General features: G+C 64.2%; 22 protein-coding genes. 4 read left to right on the top strand and 18 right to left on the bottom strand.

What is annotated here, in order from left to right; all coding sequences use genetic code 11:
• Positions 1–117 precede the first annotated feature (117 nt).
• Positions 118–540 (bottom strand): VOC family protein, encoded by a 423-nt coding sequence (locus JN302_RS17115; RefSeq protein WP_202313640.1) that lies wholly within the window; start codon positions 538–540, stop codon positions 118–120.
• Positions 541–608: 68 nt separating this feature from the next.
• Between JN302_RS17115 and JN302_RS17110 the strand changes: the two genes are divergently transcribed.
• Positions 609–1,208, top strand: a complete 600-nt coding sequence (locus tag JN302_RS17110; RefSeq protein ID WP_202333869.1) for a TetR/AcrR family transcriptional regulator — start codon at positions 609–611, stop codon at positions 1,206–1,208.
• A 109-nt stretch (positions 1,209–1,317) separates the two neighbouring features.
• Positions 1,318–1,851: an SRPBCC family protein gene (locus tag JN302_RS17105; protein ID WP_202313638.1), complete on the top strand. Its 534-nt coding sequence runs from the start codon at positions 1,318–1,320 to the stop codon at positions 1,849–1,851.
• Between the two features lie 3 nt (positions 1,852–1,854).
• Here the strand turns inward: JN302_RS17105 and JN302_RS17100 are convergent, their stop codons facing one another.
• Positions 1,855–3,006, bottom strand: a complete 1,152-nt coding sequence (locus JN302_RS17100; protein ID WP_202333868.1) for a GyrI-like domain-containing protein — start codon at positions 3,004–3,006, stop codon at positions 1,855–1,857.
• 117 nt (positions 3,007–3,123) lie between these two features.
• Between JN302_RS17100 and JN302_RS17095 the strand changes: the two genes are divergently transcribed.
• Positions 3,124–3,969, top strand: a complete 846-nt coding sequence (locus JN302_RS17095; protein ID WP_202313636.1) for a hypothetical protein — start codon at positions 3,124–3,126, stop codon at positions 3,967–3,969.
• Positions 3,970–3,973: 4 nt separating this feature from the next.
• On the opposite strand, the gene JN302_RS17090 is transcribed toward JN302_RS17095, so the two are convergent.
• The 14 genes from JN302_RS17090 to JN302_RS17025 form a co-directional block, all read right to left on the bottom strand.
• The gene (locus JN302_RS17090; RefSeq protein WP_202313635.1) at positions 3,974–4,273 is read right to left on the bottom strand and encodes an HlyU family transcriptional regulator; all 300 of its coding nucleotides are present in this window, start codon (positions 4,271–4,273) and stop codon (positions 3,974–3,976) included.
• 160 nt (positions 4,274–4,433) lie between these two features.
• Entirely contained in the window at positions 4,434–5,087 is a 654-nt protein-coding gene (locus tag JN302_RS17085; protein ID WP_202313634.1) for a PadR family transcriptional regulator, read from the bottom strand.
• 128 nt (positions 5,088–5,215) lie between these two features.
• Positions 5,216–5,794, bottom strand: coding sequence for a dihydrofolate reductase family protein (locus tag JN302_RS17080; RefSeq protein WP_202333861.1), 579 nt, complete (start codon positions 5,792–5,794; stop codon positions 5,216–5,218).
• A 123-nt stretch (positions 5,795–5,917) separates the two neighbouring features.
• Positions 5,918–6,337, bottom strand: a complete 420-nt coding sequence (locus JN302_RS17075; protein ID WP_202313632.1) for a secondary thiamine-phosphate synthase enzyme YjbQ — start codon at positions 6,335–6,337, stop codon at positions 5,918–5,920.
• Positions 6,338–6,486: 149 nt separating this feature from the next.
• Positions 6,487–6,780, bottom strand: coding sequence for a GYD domain-containing protein (locus tag JN302_RS17070; protein ID WP_202313630.1), 294 nt, complete (start codon positions 6,778–6,780; stop codon positions 6,487–6,489).
• Between the two features lie 209 nt (positions 6,781–6,989).
• Positions 6,990–7,787, bottom strand: coding sequence for an ABC transporter permease (locus tag JN302_RS17065; RefSeq protein WP_202313628.1), 798 nt, complete (start codon positions 7,785–7,787; stop codon positions 6,990–6,992).
• Complete coding sequence (locus JN302_RS17060) at positions 7,780–8,547, bottom strand: ABC transporter ATP-binding protein (RefSeq protein WP_202313626.1); 768 nt, start codon at positions 8,545–8,547, stop codon at positions 7,780–7,782. Before JN302_RS17060 ends, JN302_RS17065 begins: the two co-directional genes overlap by 8 nt.
• A 65-nt stretch (positions 8,548–8,612) precedes the next feature.
• Positions 8,613–9,641 (bottom strand): ABC transporter substrate-binding protein, encoded by a 1,029-nt coding sequence (locus tag JN302_RS17055; protein ID WP_202313624.1) that lies wholly within the window; start codon positions 9,639–9,641, stop codon positions 8,613–8,615.
• Positions 9,642–9,726: 85 nt separating this feature from the next.
• Entirely contained in the window at positions 9,727–9,993 is a 267-nt protein-coding gene (locus JN302_RS17050) for a hypothetical protein (protein ID WP_202333859.1), read from the bottom strand.
• A 2-nt stretch (positions 9,994–9,995) separates the two neighbouring features.
• A complete protein-coding gene (locus JN302_RS17045) occupies positions 9,996–10,889 on the bottom strand; it encodes an alpha/beta fold hydrolase (protein WP_202333857.1) in 894 nt (297 codons plus the stop codon).
• A gap of 25 nt (positions 10,890–10,914) precedes the next feature.
• Positions 10,915–11,235, bottom strand: coding sequence for an NIPSNAP family protein (locus JN302_RS17040; RefSeq protein WP_202333855.1), 321 nt, complete (start codon positions 11,233–11,235; stop codon positions 10,915–10,917).
• Positions 11,232–12,953, bottom strand: a complete 1,722-nt coding sequence (locus JN302_RS17035) for an FAD-dependent oxidoreductase (protein WP_202333853.1) — start codon at positions 12,951–12,953, stop codon at positions 11,232–11,234. The genes JN302_RS17040 and JN302_RS17035 overlap by 4 nt, the downstream gene beginning before the upstream one ends.
• A gap of 20 nt (positions 12,954–12,973) precedes the next feature.
• Positions 12,974–14,224, bottom strand: coding sequence for an FAD-dependent oxidoreductase (locus JN302_RS17030; protein ID WP_210382596.1), 1,251 nt, complete (start codon positions 14,222–14,224; stop codon positions 12,974–12,976).
• Positions 14,225–14,232: 8 nt separating this feature from the next.
• Positions 14,233–15,054: a shikimate dehydrogenase family protein gene (locus JN302_RS17025; RefSeq protein ID WP_202333849.1), complete on the bottom strand. Its 822-nt coding sequence runs from the start codon at positions 15,052–15,054 to the stop codon at positions 14,233–14,235.
• A 140-nt stretch (positions 15,055–15,194) separates the two neighbouring features.
• Here JN302_RS17025 and JN302_RS17020 point away from each other — a divergent pair, with 140 nt between their 5' ends.
• Positions 15,195–16,091: a LysR family transcriptional regulator gene (locus JN302_RS17020; protein ID WP_202313613.1), complete on the top strand. Its 897-nt coding sequence runs from the start codon at positions 15,195–15,197 to the stop codon at positions 16,089–16,091.
• Between the two features lie 12 nt (positions 16,092–16,103).
• Here the strand turns inward: JN302_RS17020 and JN302_RS17015 are convergent, their stop codons facing one another.
• Together JN302_RS17015 and JN302_RS17010 are read right to left on the bottom strand one after the other, a co-directional pair.
• On the bottom strand, positions 16,104–17,195 hold the full coding sequence (locus JN302_RS17015) for an ROK family transcriptional regulator (protein ID WP_202334316.1): 1,092 nt from the start codon (positions 17,193–17,195) through the stop codon (positions 16,104–16,106).
• 71 nt (positions 17,196–17,266) lie between these two features.
• Positions 17,267–17,920, bottom strand: coding sequence for an SGNH/GDSL hydrolase family protein (locus JN302_RS17010; RefSeq protein ID WP_202313612.1), 654 nt, complete (start codon positions 17,918–17,920; stop codon positions 17,267–17,269).
• Positions 17,921–17,957: the final 37 nt, after the last annotated feature.

Genomic DNA, 17,957 nt, shown 5'->3' with positions numbered 1-17,957 from the left:
AATCGGGGTCCGGAGCAAGCGCCTCAAGGGGGCGCGCCGCAACAGGTCGATGCTCTGCAGCGAGGATGCGGGCACGGCACTCATGGAGCCGCACCTGTCCTTTCTCGTCAGGAAACCTCAGCCGACATCCTCGGTGAGGTATTGCGCGGCGAACTCGGCGCTGGGCGGGATAGGCTTGATCACGTCGATCAGCACGCCGTTGGGGTCGGCCGTGATGAAGTGGCGCTGGCCGAAAGGCTCGTCGCGCAGCGAAAGCAGGATGCGCAGGCCGGCCGCCTTGGCCCGCTCATAGACGGCGTCGGGATCGCGCACCTCGAAATTGATCAGCAGGCCCGAGGCCCGGCCACGACCGGCTTCCGGAATGGTCTCATGATCGCCCTGCACGATGCCGAGATTGACCTTCTTGTCCTCCGTCGAGCGCAGATGCACATACCAGTCGCTATCGAACAGGGCCTCGAAACTGAAATGCTCCTTGTAGAATGCCGCCGTGCCCGCAACGTCGCCTGTCATCAGCACGGGATAGTAGCTCGTCGTCTTCATGGCTTCCCTTCCTCCGTCGATCAACATACAGTCTGTATGTTTCTCTATCTAACATACAGGCTGCATGTATGCAAACGAAAACGACGAGACGAAGCAATCGCGAGCGCACCGAGACGACCCGCGCAGAACTGATCGCAGCGGCGCGCCGCCTGTTCATCGAAAAGGGCTATGCCGAGACGGCGACTCCCGACATCGTTGCGGAAGCGGGTCTGACGCGCGGCGCCCTCTATCACCATTTTCCCGACAAGAAGGCGCTGTTCCAGGCCGTCGTGGAGCGCGAGGCAGAAGCCGTCGAAAAGGAGATCGAGGACGCCTCGCCGGAGACGCTCGGCTCGCGCGATGCCTTGGTGAAGGGCGGCGAGGCCTTCCTTGCCGCAATGGCGCAACCCGGCCGCACGCGCCTGCTGCTGCTCGACGGACCGGCCGTGCTTGGCCGCACGGAGATGGATGCGATCGACGACCGCCATGCCACGCGCTCGCTCAAGGCGGGTCTCGTCTTCGCCGTCCGCTCGGGCGACCTGTCGAAGCAGCTGCCGATCGACGCTCTGACCCGTCTTCTTTCGTCGGCCTTCGACCGCGCCGCGCTCGCCATCGACGCCGGCGCGGAACCGGCAGGTTACAAGGCCGGCCTCGCCGCCCTGATCGACGGAGTGCTCGCGCTGGAGTGACGGCGCCGCTGCACGCCCCTTATGTTTCCGGGGCAAAGTTGTTGACCACCGGAGCTTTCGCACCAAGATTGCAGCAGAGTGCATGAAACGCTTGCCGGAGGATGCATCGATGAGAACCGCATTCAAGCTGCTGTTCTATCTGATCGTCACCATCGCGATCATCATCGCCGGCGGCGCCTTCCTGCTGCCGTCGCAGGCGGTGGTCACGCGGTCGATCGAGATCGCCGCTCCGCCTGAAAAGGTCTTCGCGATCGTCTCCGACCTCAGGCGTTTGCCGGAATTCTCGCCCTGGCACGAACTCGATCCGAACACGAAATACAGCTACGAGGGCCCGGCGAGCGGCATTGGCCAGAAGATGAGCTGGACATCGGACAACAGGAATGTCGGCAGCGGCAGCCAGACGATCACCGAATACGAGCCGCCCCGGCATGTCGCTTCCGAGCTCGACTTCGGCCAGATGGGCAAGGCGCAGGCCTGGTGGGATCTCGCCCCCTCGACGACCGGAACCAGCGTGACCTGGGGCTTCCGGGGCAATCTCGACGGCATCGCCCAACGCTGGTTCGGGCTGATGTTCGATCGCTGGATCGGGGCCGACTATGACAAGGGCCTGGCCAAGCTGAAAACCGTCGCGGAGCAGCCCTGAGGCTCAACGCTCCCGAACCGGCTGGCGCAGCACCGTCTTGAGCTTGTCGGGTGCCGTCTTGCGCGGGTCGCCGAGATAGATCTCATGGTGACGGCCGCGCTCGGCCAATCCGTTGGCGGGCAGGAACTCTTCATGCAGCCGCTTGAGCACCGGCCCTTCGGCGTCGTAGGGGCCGACATGCATGATCTGGACAGACTTGCCTCCCTCCAGTTGCTCGACCCGCAAGCGTCCGAGCGCAGGCAGCGCCTTCTTCTTCGCGGCCGCTTCCATGGCCCGTTCCACCGTCGCACGATCGAGGAAATCCGGGATCATGATCATCATGGTCCATGACCACTTCTCCTTCTGCCGCGTGACGAAGCTGGTCATGTCCTCGGCCCACCACAGGCCCTCGAGCGGCGGCACGACATAGTCGCGCGACTGCACGGCCTTGCTCATGAACTTCAGCGTGTAGGAGGCCGCATAAAGCGTCTCGACGGCCTCCGCATAGGCCGGGGCGGTGTTCGGATCGCCGCTGCCGTCGATCATGAAATAGGTGAGCGGCGGCACGTCGACGATCTCGAAGCGGTCGGCCGGCGGGTTATAGAGCGTCTTGAGGTGCTTGCGGAAATCGATCTTTTCCATCGTCCCCTCCAGGGTGTTTCGTGCGCGGTCGAGCCAGGCCCGCTCCGCCGCGATCATCGTCAGGCTGTAGTCGAATATCGCCTCGACGAAGGCGGGCAGCGGGGCCTGCGCCGCGCAGCGTTCCTCGACGAGGGACGCCGCATCGTCGAGGGCTGCGGCGCGGGCGGCGAGCGCGGCCCCGCCGCCCTCGGAGCCAAGCACGGGCCAATTGGCGAGGCCGAGAAGCAGCGCCGGATAGAGGCGCTCCGGCTCGGCGATCGCCCGCCTGGTCCGTTCGCCATGGAGGGCATGACCGGCCTGCGTCAGACGGAACGTCTTCGGCTCGCGCGGGCTGGCTGTCTTGCCGCCCGTGCGTTCGGCGAGGCCACGCTTTTCGAGTTTCTTCAGCAGGAAGTAGATCGAGGAGAATCCGATCTCGGTCCAGTCGCGCATGCCACGTTCTTCAATGGTGCGCTCGATCTCGTAACCATGGCGCGGCGCCTCGGCGAGAAGGCTCAGGATCGCGAACTCGGCATTGGTCAACGTATCGCTCATATTCTAGTGATAGAATAAACAGCTGCGCTTGTGAAGTCACCAAATCCGGCTCTGGCCGGGCCTTGCCGAATTGCCATTGCCTCCGCCATGATCGCTGATCCGCTGGGAGAAGACTCGATGTGGAGATCGATGGCGGCCGTCGCCGGCCTGTTGCTGCTTGCCCTGCCCGCCCATCCGCGCGAGCAGTCGGATGCTCCCGATATGGAAGTTCTCGGCTTCTCGCCCGACGGGCGATATTTCGCATGGGAGCAATATGGCTATGACATCGCCAGCGATGCCCTCGGTTCGGTGATCTTCGTCGTGGACCGCGAGACCAATCGGCAGGCGGAAGGTTTCCCGTTCGGCGTTCTGCCGGAAGAGCGCGACGGACAATATCCTGCCGAGGTGGGCGGATTCGATGTCGAACCGGACGATTTGGCCGCCCCCGACGGCCTGCCCGACATCGACAGGCTGCGGCGCCTCGTGCGGCAGCAGGCGGCATCGAGACTGGCCGCGCTGGAGATCGGCACTCCGGGCCGAAGACTGGCGGGTGTGCCTTTGACCCAGCGCTCGCCGCTCGACAAGAAGGACACCCCGCTGGTCTTCGTATTGCAATCGACATTGCCGAGCGCAATTCCCGACCAGCAGCTTTCTTTCACCCTTGAAGCGAAGCCCGACGCCGAGCCCGCAGACTGCGCCAACACGCCACCGCCGATGCGGGAAAAGGCGATAGAATTCGACGTCATCGCGACCCAGGCCTATCCGGAGGTGAAGGATGTCGGCCGCGCTGCGACGTCCTACGCCTTGCCGATGCAGGCTGAAACCTGCCACGCCGGCCTATGGATTTCCGACGTCATCGATCCACCGGGGGAAGCGGCCGGCAAGGTGGCGGTGCTCTTCCTTGCCGCGACCTGGTCGTCGGCGATCGACGCGGCCTCATGGCACGGATTGTTCATACCCCTGCCCGCCGCGACACTGCGATAACGGCCTACTGGCCGAACAGGCGCTCGCCCTGCTCGTCGATCATCTGCTGCCCCTTGCGGATCGAGACATCGACCGCGTCGTCCAGCGCGGCGAAACGGTCGGCTCGGATGAAGCGGTGCTCCTTGAGCACACCGCCGACCTCCTTGGAGATCACGCCGCAGGTTTGGAACTGGCCGCCCTCCTTGAAAGGCGTCGCCTTGATGAGGAACCCTTTGTGCTCGACCTCCTTGGCCGGAGCATCGGCGGAGGGAGTGGGCTCGTCTTCGGACGAACCCAGGCCAAACAGGCGTTTCAGGAAGGACATGGCGACCTCCAGCCGTGACGCTTCCCGGCCGTCATGGCCGGGAAAGATGCCTTCGTAACGGTCCTTCGGCGCTCCCGCAAGACTGCCGGAGTTTGCCCCGCCTGGTGTCGTCTGATCTCAGGCGAGCTTCGGATTCACGACACCCGGGCGGCCCGGACCGTCAGCGACGAAACAGAGCCTCGAGCGCGTCGGCGGCCTGCTCAAGAATCTCGAGCGCCTCGGTTCGCTTTTCAGGACCTGCGTCCAGCGCTTCCGCCAGCGCGGCCCGCAGCCGGCGCCGGACATGGCGCAGGCGTCGCAGGCCTTCCGGCATCTCGCGCTCGCGCGGATCGGGCCGATGCCCGTCGTCCTGCCAGTCGAACCACTCGCGGGCGCGCGCCATCTTGCGGCCGAAACGTTCGATCTCGTCGAGGACACGGTCGACCGTCGCCCGGCTTTCCGCCAGATGGTCGCGTCCTTCATCGGTGATCGAAAAGACCTTCTTGTTGCCTTCCGAGGCAGAGGTCGCGAAACCGGCCTCCTCAAGGAAGGTCAGGGTCGGATAGACGACGCCCGGGCTCGGGCTGTAGGCACCGCTGGATCGTTCCTCCAGGGCCTTGATGATGTCGTAGCCGTGGCGCGGCGCCTCGTCGAGCAGAGCAAGCGTGATCAGCCTGAGATCGCCGTCGCCGAGCATGCGTCCGGTGCGGAACATGTCGCCGCGACCGCCGCGGCCGCCGCCTCGGAACCCGTGACCGAACGGCCCGAAGCCGCGGCCGCCGCGCCCCGCCATGAACCAGAAGGCGCGATTGCCACCATGGGAATGTCTGTGCATATGAACCTCACGTTGTTTCTTACGATATATCTTAAATGGACCAATGTCAGACCGATTTCAAGATATATCTTACGATAGATCTGGCTCGACGGAGCTGCGACGCGTGGCGATCGAAACTCGCCCTGGGGTCAGGGCACCTCTCCCTGCGGATACCGCAGGAGCACAATTCCCGAGCCGAGCCGCCTGCAATCCTCGAGCGCGAGCATCGACTGGACGCCGTCGGGAAACAGCCGCTTTCCGCGCCCGAGAACCGTCGGGTAGATCATGAGGCTGTAGGCGTCGACGAGACCCTGCCGCGCCAGCGCATGAACGAGCGCCGCGCTCCCATAAATGAGAACATCGCCTCCCGGCATCTCCTTGAGTTCCTTTACCTTCGCGACGACGTCGCCCGACAGCACCGTGGTATTGGCCCATTCGGCCTTGTGGAGTGAGTTCGAAACGACGAATTTCGGCATGGTATTGATGCGATCGGCAAAGCCGGTCTCGTCCTTGACCGCCGGCCAGACGGCGGCAAAACTGTCATTGGTCGTACGACCGAGAAGCAGCGCTTCGCTTCCGAACAGTTCGTCGTGCTTGAAGCGGTCGCCTTCCGGGCCCCGCTCGAAGGGGCCGGTCCAGTCGCCGAGGCCCGATGCCTCCATACCGACCGGATCCTGGATCACCCCGTCCAGCGACATGTATTGCGTGACGACGATTTTTCTCGGCACTGCCGTTTCCTCCACATGGCTCGTTGGCCGCGGTGCCCGCGTGGCATTCCACAGCTTTCGATGTCACGACGAAACAAGGTTGCCGGAATCGACACGCGGCAAGCGCCGGGCGTCGATGGTCGATCATGCGAGATGCAGCACCACTTCCCGCCGGTGCGGCGCGCTGCGGTGTTCGAACAGGTAGATGCCTTGCCAGGTTCCCAGTGCCAGGCCTCCATCCATGACCGGAATGGAAAGAGAAACCGCGGTCAACGCCGCCTTGATATGGGCCGGCATGTCGTCAGGCCCCTCGAACCGATGGACGAGATAGTCCATGGAAGGGTCGTCTGCTGGAGGCACCAGCCGCCGGAAGAACTGGTCGAGGTCGCTCCGCACATCGGGATCCGCATTCTCCTGGATCAACAGCGAGCATGAGGTGTGGCGCACCAAGAGGGTCAGCAGCCCCGCGCTCATGCCGGCTTCATCGACAAACCTGGTCGCCTTGTCCGTGAACTCATAGAGCCCGGGACCGGAAGTCTGGATGGTGACGATTGCCTGACGCATGACGAGCGGCCGTCCTTGTCGGGTTGAAATTGCGCTCCGTCGGCTGGCGACGGTACCGCGAGCCGTTTCGATCCGGCATCGTGTCGACGAATTCGAAGGCGTAGTTCCAGGGAGAAGGCGGCAGGTGGCCTGCCGCCTTCCGCGATCGCTCAGCCAAGCGAGTTGATGATCTCGCGATAGGCGGCCTCCGGAAACGCCTTCAACGTTCGGGTACGCACGTTTCCGGCCGTAGTAAGCGCCAGGACGAAACGCGCCATGACGGCATCGTCCGGTGCCTCGAGGACGGCCACCATGTCGCAATCGCCCATCGTCAGATAGAACTCCTTGAACGAACCGCCCATTTCCGAAAGCTGCTTCTTTGCCGCATCGAGCCGCTTCGGCGATTCGCGCACATTCTTCACGCCCTGCTCGGTCCAGTTGACAAGCATGATGTACGTCGTCACGTCACACCTCCCTCCGGCGCCGTGACGCGGGAGCGCCGCATGCGGGCGCCAGATCTGAATGCGGGCAACATCACCCACGCCGGGATCATGAACCCATGACGGCGGCGCGGCAAGGAACCGGAAGTTTCACCGGTAGGGGTTCATCGGGAGTTCTGACCGGATCGCGCGTACGCGAGGCAGCAGCATCACGCTTTTTCGCAGGGCCGGCGTCAGCCGCGCCAGCCGAGGAAACGGTGTTCGACCAGGCCGATGAGCCAATTCATGACAAGTCCCATCATTGAGAGGATCGCCACGCCCGCGAACAGCCGTTCGAGATCGTAGAGGGCTCCCGCTTCGAGGATGTAGGAGCCCACTCCGAATTCGGCGCCGAGCATCTCGGCAGCCACCAGAAGGATGATGGCGATCGAGATCGACACACGCAGGCCCGAGAGGATCGCGGGAAAGGCGCCGGGCAGCACGATCTTGCGCACGATCGACCACCAGGAGAGCCCGAAGCTCTGCCCCATCCGGATCAGGCTTCTGTCGACATTGTCGACCGCACCATAGGTTGCCACCACGGTGGGGGTAAACGTGCCGAAGGCGATCAGCGCATATTTGGACGCCTCGTCGATGCCGAACCAGATGACGAAAAGCGGCAGCAGGGCGATCTTCGGGATCGGGAACAAGGCGGCGACGAGCGGCACGAGGCCGGCGCGGGCAAGACTGAAGAGGCCGATCATCACGCCGAGCGACACGCCGGCGGCGACGCCAATGAGGGCACCAACGAAAAGGCGTTGCAGCGAGGGCAGCAGATGCTTCCACAGAAGGCCGGTCTGGTAGAGCTGAACCAGGGTTTCCAGCACCGCGGAAGGGCGCGGCAGCGTCAGGCTGGATATGAAGCCGGAACGGGTCCCGATCTCGGCCAGGCCGATCAGGACGATGAAGACGGCAAGGCCGATACCGCGGACATGTTGCGGGGCAAAGCCGCGCCCACGGAACTCTACAGGACGAACCACGGCATCAGACATCGATCAGTTCCTGGTCGGCCGCGGCCGCTTCCTCGCGCATCAGTTCCCAAAGCTGCTTCTGCTTGGCTTCGAGCTTGGGATCGCCGAGCGCCCGCCGATCCAGTGGAAGGTCGATATCGACGATGTCGCGGATTCGCCCCGGGCGCCGAGACAGGACGACGATACGATGGCCAAGACGCACCGCTTCGGCGAGGTTGTGCGTGACATAGACGGCCGTGAAGGGTTGGCGGGTCCACAATGCAGCAAGATCGTCCATCAGGAGTTCGCGCGTCTGGCTGTCGAGTGCAGAGAGAGGCTCGTCCATCAGCATCACGGCAGGACGCACCGACAAGGCGCGAGCGATGGCAACGCGCTGTTTCATGCCGCCCGAGAGCTGTTTGGGCAATGCCGTGCGAAAGTCGGAAAGGCGGGTCCGCGCCAGCACGTCCGTCACGATACGGTCCATCTCGGCGTGGCCGAGGCGATGGTCTTCGAGGACGAGCCGGATGTTGCCTTCCACGGTGCGCCAGGGGAGCAGCGCGAAATGCTGGAACACATAGGTGAGCGGGTTGAGCGAATCCTTGTCGGGCTCGCCGACCTGGAGGACGGCCCCGGTGGTCGGGACTTCCAGACCGCCCAGGAAGCGCAGCAAGGTCGACTTGCCGCAGCCGGACGGTCCCACGAGGCAGACGATCTGGCCTTGCGGAATCTCAAGCGAGACGTCGCGCAATACTTCGACCGCTCCATAGGCGTGGCTGACTTTGTCGATCAGCAGATCCATGGGATCCTCCCGCGGAGGTCCGATGGCGGACCTCCGTCAAATCGAGACCTGTCGGTCGGGACGGCTCAGATCGTCTTCACGTAAGACGTGTCGAAGAGCATTTCGGACGTGATGTTGTCCTTGACCATGCCTTCCGACTTGAACCATTCGAGCTGTTCGGTCACCGACTTCAGCGAAAGGGCCAATCCCTTGTTGATGCGCATCGACCCATCGACAAGGTTGGCCCGGGCCTTCTCGAACGGCAGGTCGGACTGGACGTATTTGTGGCAGATCCGGGCGATGTCATCGACCTCGGCCGCGTCAGCCTTCTTGTCGACGAAGGCCAGATTGTAGTCGTCGACTGCCTTGGAGTAAGCGCGGATGAAAGCTTCCGTCTTTTCACGCTCATTGGCGGCGTTGTTCGTCGAGGTGAAGACGGTGGTGACCTGGTAGTCGGGCGCATAGTCGGAGACGAGGCCGATCTGCTTGGCTGAACCTTCGCCGATCATCTTCCTGGCGACGCTCGCCTGGATCGCCCAGGCGTCGATCTGGCCCGACGACAACGCGCCGACGATGGCGCCCACCTTCTGCATCGGCTTGAGCGTGATGTCCGAAAGCGGAATGTTGTTAGCCTCCGCGATCTTGTGCGCCATGAAATGAAAGGACGAACCGGCGGTGGTGATGCCGAAGGTCTTGCCCGCGAGTTCCTTCGGACTGGTGAGCCCGGCTTCGTAGGCTTTGTTGGAGGCGAGGATGATCGCGCCGACGAGCCCCTTCTCCTCGGTGAGCGCGCCGCCGATCACCTTGACGGCGCCCTTTTCGGCGAGACTGATCAGACCGCCGCTCATTGCGGTGACGCCATAGTCGGCATCGCCGGAGGCGATCGCCACCGCCATCGGCTGCGCCGCCTCGAAGAACTTCAATTCGACGTCCAGCCCCTCGTCCTTGTAGTAGCCGCGCTCATAGGCGATGAAGCTCGGAGCATGGCTCGCCAGGCGCATGACGCCGAGATTGACCTTGGAGGCGGCGTGAGCCGGCAACCCGAAACCGAACATGGTGCCGGCCGCGCCGAGACCGATGAGCGCCTGCCGGCGGTTCAATGAAAGCTTCTGCATTTCTCAGGGTTTCCTTCCCAGGTTTTGCCTCTTGGAGGGCTGCTTCAGATCTTGTTGCCATCTGCAGTGCGGACGAACAACCGGTTCATCGGCCGGTCATGCCTTCAAAGCATGGAGATCGCAACCGCTTTCGGCCTCGGCGAGCCTGCTGCGCAGGGTCTCGATCAGTTTCCTGACATTGCCGGAACGCGGCCGTTTGCGATTCCGCAGGACCGAAATCTCGAACATTGAGCACCTTGGAGGCGCTGGTGATGGAGCGCGCGAGCACGACGGCGTGGAAGACCTCGATCTGACGCAGGCTGAGCGCAGGTCCGCCACCTTGTCCCGCCGTCTGCGCGCGCGTCGTCGCCATGATCAGTCGCGCCCGAGGAACACGTCGAGTTCGGCGAGAACTTCGTCGGCCGCACGCTCGGGAAGAAGGTGGCCTCCCGCAAGCCCGCGCCCGGAGACGTCGACCGCCCAATCCCTCCAGATGTCGAGTGGCACGCGTCCCGGTCCGAACGTCCTGCCCTCATGCCAGAGCACCAGCACCGGGCAGCGGATTCTGCGCCCCTGTTCCCGGTCTTCGATGTCGTGACGCTCGTCGATGCCGGCCGCGGCGCGATAGTCCTCGCACATGGCATGCCGGACGTCCGGATCGAGGAAGCAGCGCCGATATTCCGCCAGTGCCAACGGGTCGAGATGCTCGAGGCCTTCGGCCATCCTGGACAGCGTCAGGTCGAGGAAATAGGTCGGATCGGCCGACAGGAGACGCTCCGGCAGATCGAAAGGTTGCGCGAGCATGAACCAGTGAAAGGCACCCATGCCGAAATTCTTGGTCGCTCCCGACCACATGTCGAGCGTCGGCACCACTGCGAGCGAGGTGAGCGAGGTCACCGCCTCCGGACGATCGAGCGTCATGCGATAGGCGACGCGCGCGCCGCGGTCATGGCCGACGACGGCGTAGTGCTCATGCCCCAGCCCGACCATGAGTTCGTGCAACTGAGCGCCCATCCAGCGCTTGCTGCCGGCATTGGCGGGATCGCCGACGACCCGGCTATCGCCGTAGCCGGGGAGATCTACCGCCACGACCGTATGGTCTCGCGCGAGCGGGCCGGCGAGGCGGTGCCAGGCCGCCTTCGTCTCGGGATAGCCATGCAGCAGAAGGACCGGTCTGCCGGAACCGCCGGCGACCGCCGAAAGCCGCGCCTGCGACGTTTGAATGGTTTCTTGTCTGAAACCGGGGAACAGTCTTGCCGTGGCGTTCATCGAGGTCCGTCCCTGGGGCGGCACTTCAGGCCAACGGCGAAAAATCGGTCGGCTTCAGGATCGATGACTTCAGCTCGAGCAAGGCATCGAGCTCCTTGTTCCGGACGCTGAACTCGGCCCAGCGCGGGTCGGCCACCATGCGGGCACGCCGCGCCGCGCGGTCGTCCAGGCTCTCATATGCCCATATGTGCACGACCTGGCTGGTTGTCCCGAATTCCGTGGTGAAGAACCCGACGAGATTGCCGAGGTGCTCCTGCTGGACAGCGAGCGCGTGGCTTTTGTAGAGCGCAAGCCAATCCGCCAATCTGGTCGGCTTCAGCGCGTAGGTTCTCATTTCGTAGATCATCGAGGCTCTTCCTGTTGCAGTCGTTTCATGCGGTCAACGGCATGGAGCGCCGCAATGTAACCGAAGGTGAGCGCCGGCCCCAAGGTGATGCCCGGCCCTGGATAGGTTCCGTTAATGATGGAATTCATGTCGTTGCCTGCGGCATATAGGCCCGGTATCGGACTTCCGCCCGCATCGAGCACGCGCGCCTGCGCATCCGTGCGGATGCCTCGCGCTGACCCGAGATCTCCGGTGACCAGCCTGACGGCGTAGAAGGGCGGCTTCGCCAGCGGCGCCAGGCAGGGATTGGGCCGATGGTCGGGATCGCCCATCGAGCGGTTGTAGGAGCTGGTTCCCTTGCCGAAATCTGGATCCGCGCCATCAATGGCATTGGCGTTGTAGCGTTCGATCGTGCCACGCAAGGCGCCCTCTTCGGCACCGATCTTCGAAGCCAGCTCGCCGATGCTGCCCGCCTTGATGAGGTATCCCTGCCTCACGAGGGCGGCATTGGTGGCCGGTGCCGGGCGCGCGAGCCCCAGGCCATAGGCCGCGAGCGCGGCGGAATCGCAGATCAGGTGACAAGGCGAATTCACCTCGGGAGCGGCCAGCATGGCGAGCACGAAGCGATGGTATGAATCGGCCTCGTTGACGAACCGGCGACCGAGCCGGTTGATCGCGATCAGGCCTGGCTTGGCGCGATCGGTCACCAGATGCGGGAACTTCTCCTGCTGACCGCCAGGGCGCGTCAGCACCGAAACGGGTGCCCAATAGAAATTGGAGGCGAGTTCCTCGCCCATTGCAGCTCCGACCGACCCGGCCAGTTCGATACCGTCGCCGATATTGCCGGCCGGAGACATCGACCGGTGCAATACGTCGGTTCCGGAGCGCCACCGGCCGGCTTCTGCCGACGCGCCGAAGCCGCCCGTCGCAAAGACCACGCCTGCCCGCGCACGAACCCGCCGTTCTCCGCTTTCCGCTTCGACGACGATGCCGCAAACCCTGTTGCCATCCTCGATCAGGGCTTTGGTCTTGACGCCGAGCCGCAGGTCGATGCCCAGGTCGAAGGCGGATCGCGCCAGGCGGGCGATCAGCGCATTGCCCACGACGAGGCGCGTCCCGCGATTGTGGCGGATCCTGTCCTTCGCGTAGCGGGCCAACAGCTTCAGGCAATGGCAAAGCGACGTCCATGATCGGCGCGCGTTGAGGAAATGCTGGACGTCGCCCCGGTTCACCATCATGCCGCCGAAGAGCAGCATTCCTTTCGGCGGCTTGCGGAGCTCGCCGAAGTGCCTGCCGAGCCGGCTCCCGTCATATTCGAGCACTTCGAGCGCGCGCCCGCCATCCGAGGCCCCGGCAACCTCCATGTGGTAGTCGGGAGAAAACGGCCGGACCTTGAATCTGAGCTCAGACTTCTCTTCCAGGAAAGCGAGCGCTTCCCCGCCTCTCGCAAGGAAGGTTTCGACCAGCGGCCGGTCGATGGCGCTGCCGATCATATGGGTCAGATAGGTCGAAGCAGCCTCCAGCGAGGCGTCAAGCTTCGCCTCGGATGCCTGCCGGTTGCCAGGTATCCAGACAGTGCCGCCCGAGATCGCGGAGGCGCCGCCGAAGCTGTCCTCCTTTTCAACCACCAGCACCGAAAGGCCATGATGCGCCGCTGTGACGGCCGCAGCGAGGCCAGCGGCGCCGCTGCCGAGCACGATCAGGTCGACCGATGCCGGTATGTCGTCGTCCCTCTCCACGTCTCTTCCTCCCCGCGCCATCAGATGACGGCGCCCTGCCCTTCCAGCGTCTTGCGCAACAGGCCGATATCGGTCGCCGCATCCTCCGTTGCCAGCGCTGCGGAAACGCCGGCGGCATGGCCCGTGGCGAAGGCCGTGCCCATGACCCGGATCGAGCCATACGCTTTCGGGTCGCTGCCGATGACGCGCCCGGCAAGCCGCAGGTTGGAAATACCAGCCGCTTCGACAGCGCCTGCCCGCACATCGAAGAAGCCTTCGCCTCCGATGTCGACGAACCGGGCTCGCCCCGGCGCCTCATGCACTTCCATAGGCCAGGCGGCACGGCCTATGCCATCGGCATGCCGCCGGCCCTGGAGGGCGTCCTGTTCGGTCACGTCGGCGCGCGAGGCCGGCCTGCGCGTCTCGCGGATACCGATCTGCGGACCGGTGGATACGAGATAGGCCTGTTCGAATCCGGGGTGACGGCGCAGCACCTCGAGGTTCCGCCAGGCCAGTTCGCGCGCCTTGAACTCAACCTCCGTCAGGCTGTCGCCGGTGATCCCGTCAGTCTCAAGATCTATCGCCATCCACCACATGTCGCGGCTGAGCGGCAGCCGCGAGACGACGCCGCCATCGTCGCGGAGGATCGGCATCGCCGCGGTCTTGTTGTGCTCGCGGATAAGTTCCGCCATGACCGCGCGATCGAGCGTGACACCCTCCGGAACGCCGCCGATCCTTATCGGGAAGGATGCAGCCTGGAGATGCGCCTGCGGTCCGCCCGGCTGGCTCAACGGCGCGCCGGAAAGCGCCGCAAGCGTCGCCTCGCCGCTGGCATCGACGAACGCAGCCGCTTCGACCGTGGTCGTACCGGAATGATCGACGAGGGCCACGGAACGGATGCGGCCGTCTTCGACCCGCGCCCCGACGACGCGGCTATGGAGTCGCACATCGACGGCGTTCTTGCGCGCCAACCGGTCGAAGGCGAGCTTGGTGGCCTCGGGATCGAGCATGATGATCCAGTAGCCGCTCTTCGAGATGACCGGCGCGATGTCGATGCCCAGCGCCCTGAGTTCCAGGAGCAGGTCCTGGCCAACGCCGCGTACCACCTGCCTGGCCGTTTCCCCACGCGCAAGGAAACCGCAATAGGCGAAAACCTGGGCGTTGGTCGCCGCGCCGCCCATGAAGCCGTAGCGCTCCACGAGCAGCGTCCTGGCACCGGTCCGGGCCGCTCCGACCGCCGCGGCAAGCCCCCCGGCCCCGGCACCGACCACCACCACGTCATATGTCTGCATGGTCCTTGTCATGCCCTGTCGCGCATCCTGCCTGGCTCCATCACGCCCATGGCGGCGGCGAGCAGCGTCATTTGAGCCGTTGCCATCTGCGTGCCCGTCTGGATCGCCAGTCCTCTTGCACGGGCCGCTTCAAGGAACGGGGTGACCTCCGGCGACGTAACCACATCGGCCACCAGCGCCGAGCCGTGCAACTGTGCCAAAACCTCGTCGCCGAGCGGCAGCGGGTCGGCCGGCTTCATGCCGAGCGGCGTGGCGTTGACCACAAGGTCGAACCCGCCAGCCTCGATACCGGTATTCACATCGGTCGCGGGGAAGCGGTCTCGCAGCAGAACGGCAAGGCGCCATGCCCTCGCCGCATCGATGTCGTGGATCCTGACGATCGCCGCACCGGCTTCGCAAAGCGCATGCGCGATTGCGCCGCCAGCCCCGCCGGCGCCCACGACCAGTGTGCGTTTGCCCGTGGGATCGAAGCCGCTTGCCCGGGCGGCGGCGAGAAACCCGATCCCGTCGACCATATCGCCTTTCAGCGTACCGTCCCGTTCCCGCCGGACAACATTGGCCGCGCCGAGCAGGGCCGCCCGCTCGCTGATCCTGTCGAGGCCCGCCGCCACCGACTGCTTGTGCGGAATTGTCACCACAAAGCCTTCAAGGTTTTTCCAGCGTCTGGCGAGCGACAGGAAGTCCGCGACCGCCTGCGGCGCGATGTCCATGGCGATCATCGCCACGTCGTCATCCGAATGGGCGAAAGCGGCGTTGAAATTCTCCGGCGATTTCACCTGAGCCACCGGTGAACCAATGATGACGACGATGCGTGTGCTGCCACTGATCATTTCCGCATTTCCTTTACGGCCGCGCGGCCGCCTTCATGCCGGTGCGAAAATGACGATCAGCTCTCCCGCAAGCCAATAGAATATGCGAGGAAGGTCATAATCCGAAGTTATAGAGATTGCGATATTGCAGAGCGGAATTGATGGCGAAGCCAAAACTCAAGGAGAGGCAGATCGAAGTGTTCAGAGCGGTGATGGGAACCGGCTCATTGACGTCGGCTTCGCAGCAACTCGGGGTTTCCCAACCCAGCCTCAGCATGACGATCAGGCGCTTCGAAGATGAGATCGGGACAAGGCTCTTCGAGCGCATCGGCGGCCGCCTCGTGCCGACCGAGGAAGCCAAGCTCATCCTCGTGGAAGTCGAACGCGTCTACGGCCAGTTCGACCGTTTGTCGGAGGCGATCCACGCCATCGCCTCCGGCGACGCTTCGGTCTTTCGTTTCGGCACCACGCCGAGCATCGGCATGCGCCTTGTTCCCAAGGCCTTGAAACGCCTGAAGGAGCGCCACGGCGCCCGTACCTATTATTGCGATTTTCTGGCCCAGAAGGACATCAAGGACTATCTGCTCTTCGGCCAGGGTTCTTGCGTCACGACGATCGCGGAAGCCAACGATCCGACGCTGGAGACGACGGTCATTGCGACGGGCGGGCTCGTCTGCCTGATGCCGGGCAACCATCCGCTGGCGCATCACGCATCCGTCTCGCCAAGGATGCTCCGGGACGAGACATTGATTTCCTTTGCGCCGGAAACGACGCACGGCCGCTACATCGATGCCACCTATGCGCGGGCAGGCGTCGGCCGCAAGACCGACATTTTCGTACACTTCGTCGAAGCCGCGATCTCGTTCGTCTCGGAGAACATAGGGGTCTCGGTCATCGATAAGTTCTCGGCGATCGATTGCGAGCGGATGGGTCTCGTCGCAGTGCCCGTGGAGGACAGCGTCGACATCCCGGCCTATGTGCACTGGTACCGGTTCCGGCCGCGGCCGAAAGCGACCGACGAACTCATCGCCGCGCTCGTCGAAGTCGCCGGCAAATGACGGACGCGGCGCCTATTTCACCATGAATCTCGAACTGAAGGGCAGACTGGCCGCGCCGACCGCCTTCGGCGATATCTCGATGCCGCCCGCCAGCGCATGGATATCAGGCAGGGCCCGGCCGAGATCGTCGCATATGCCCTGGCAAACCGCCACCGGCGCATAGGACGACAACACGACCGTTCCGACGTCGACGAATTGCGAAAGGGCCTCGATCGACTGGACGAGCTTTTCCCGGCAGTTCCGGCGCCAGCTTTCGAAGGTCTCGCCGTAGTCGGGCCATTGCGAATTGCGTTCCCATAAGGCGTCGGTCGGCTGCCGGCGCGCGGCGAGCATCTCCTCCAGGCTCAATATGCCGACGTCGAAGCTGACCTTCGAATTGCCGTGATAGATCTGGTGGTTGAGGATCAGCCGACTGTGGAGGCGCGCGCCGAGATAGAAGAACAGATAGTCGCTGAGAGGCTTGGCGACGCCGAACATGCTTTCGCCGCCGGCTGCCGCGGTGATGTCGTTCTGGACGAAGACCGGCAATCCTGCCTGCTTCTCGATACGCGCCTGCAAGGCGGCGGGATCGAGCAACGTTCCGTTCCGCAGGCCTGCCCAGCTTTCGATGCCTTCGGGAATGGCCAGGCCGATCCCGGCGATGCGGCCATGCAGCGACGCGGGAAGATCCGCGACCGCCCGGCCGACAAGGTCGAGCAGATGCGCCTGGTCGTCATTGCCGATCATCTCGAGCGGCAGATGCCTGTGGAAGCGCACCTTGCCCACGAAATCGATCAGGACCACATCGACCTTGCGATAGCTGAAGCTGATCCCCACGGCATAGGCGCCCTCGGGATTGAGCGAGAGCGGGATCGTCGGCGGTCCGACGCGGCCGCGCTGCGCCTCGCCTTTCGCGACGAGCCCCTCCTGTTCGAGCGAGCGCACGATCACGGAAACCGTCTGGGCTGAAAGACCGGTCTTCTCGCCGATCTCCATCCTCGACGTGCCTTCGTTCTGCAGGAGCAGCGACAGCACCAGACGCTCATTGTAGCTGCGCACGCTGAGCGCGTTGAGGCCGCTCGCACGGTCGGCGATGCGTAAGGGATTCGGCGGGGCGAACCTCATGTCAGGCAAGGGCGCACCTCGCAAGTGGGGGAACCGGCTCGGCCGGTGCCGGCATCGGGAGCCCGTCCATTTCAGCCCTTCTCATGGGTCCAGCCGATCGCCTCGACTTCCTGAGCGAGTGCCATACCGAGCGCCCGATGCGCGTCGGCGTCCAGATGGAAGCCGTCGGCCGGGCTGCAGGTCACGACCGAGCCCGCGTCGAAGAAATGCACCTCCAGCGAGTCGGCGATGATCTCGAACTCCAGCGCCAGCCGGCGCGATTTCACCTGCCCGCCCGAGAAGACGGATTCCCACTCCTTGAGATCGTCGAGCATGGGCGGCGGCGAGACGATCATGATCTCGGGCACGGTGCCGCCGGGGCCCGGCGTGAGTTCCTTGATGTCGTGCACCAGGCAGCCGATCCCCATCGCCACCTCCGAGGGAGGCTGGTTGAATCTGACCTTGAGATCATTGGTGCCGAGCATGAGGATGACGAGATCGAGGCTCGCATGGCTCTGCAAGCAGGGCCGAAGATAGGTCCGCCCGTTCTTGTGGGCGCCTTCGATCGGGTCGTCGCGAACGGTCGTCCGGCCGCTCAGCCCCTCCTCGATCACATGCCAGCCCGCCCCCAGTTCGGAACGCAGGACGCCGGGCCAGCGCACATCCGGGCCGTAACGGTCCAACGGCCCTTTCCCGGGCACTTGGCCGTGAGTGTTCGAATCCCCGAAGCAGAGAACCGATCGCATGAGTCTTCCAGTCTCGGATGGCGTTCAGCGTGACGGA

This window comes from Mesorhizobium sp. L-8-3, from assembly GCF_016756615.1.
Classification (GTDB): Bacteria; Pseudomonadota; Alphaproteobacteria; order Rhizobiales; family Rhizobiaceae.
The sequence above is the reverse complement of the archived record's forward strand: the minus strand, read 5'-3'. Positions and strand labels throughout refer to the sequence as shown.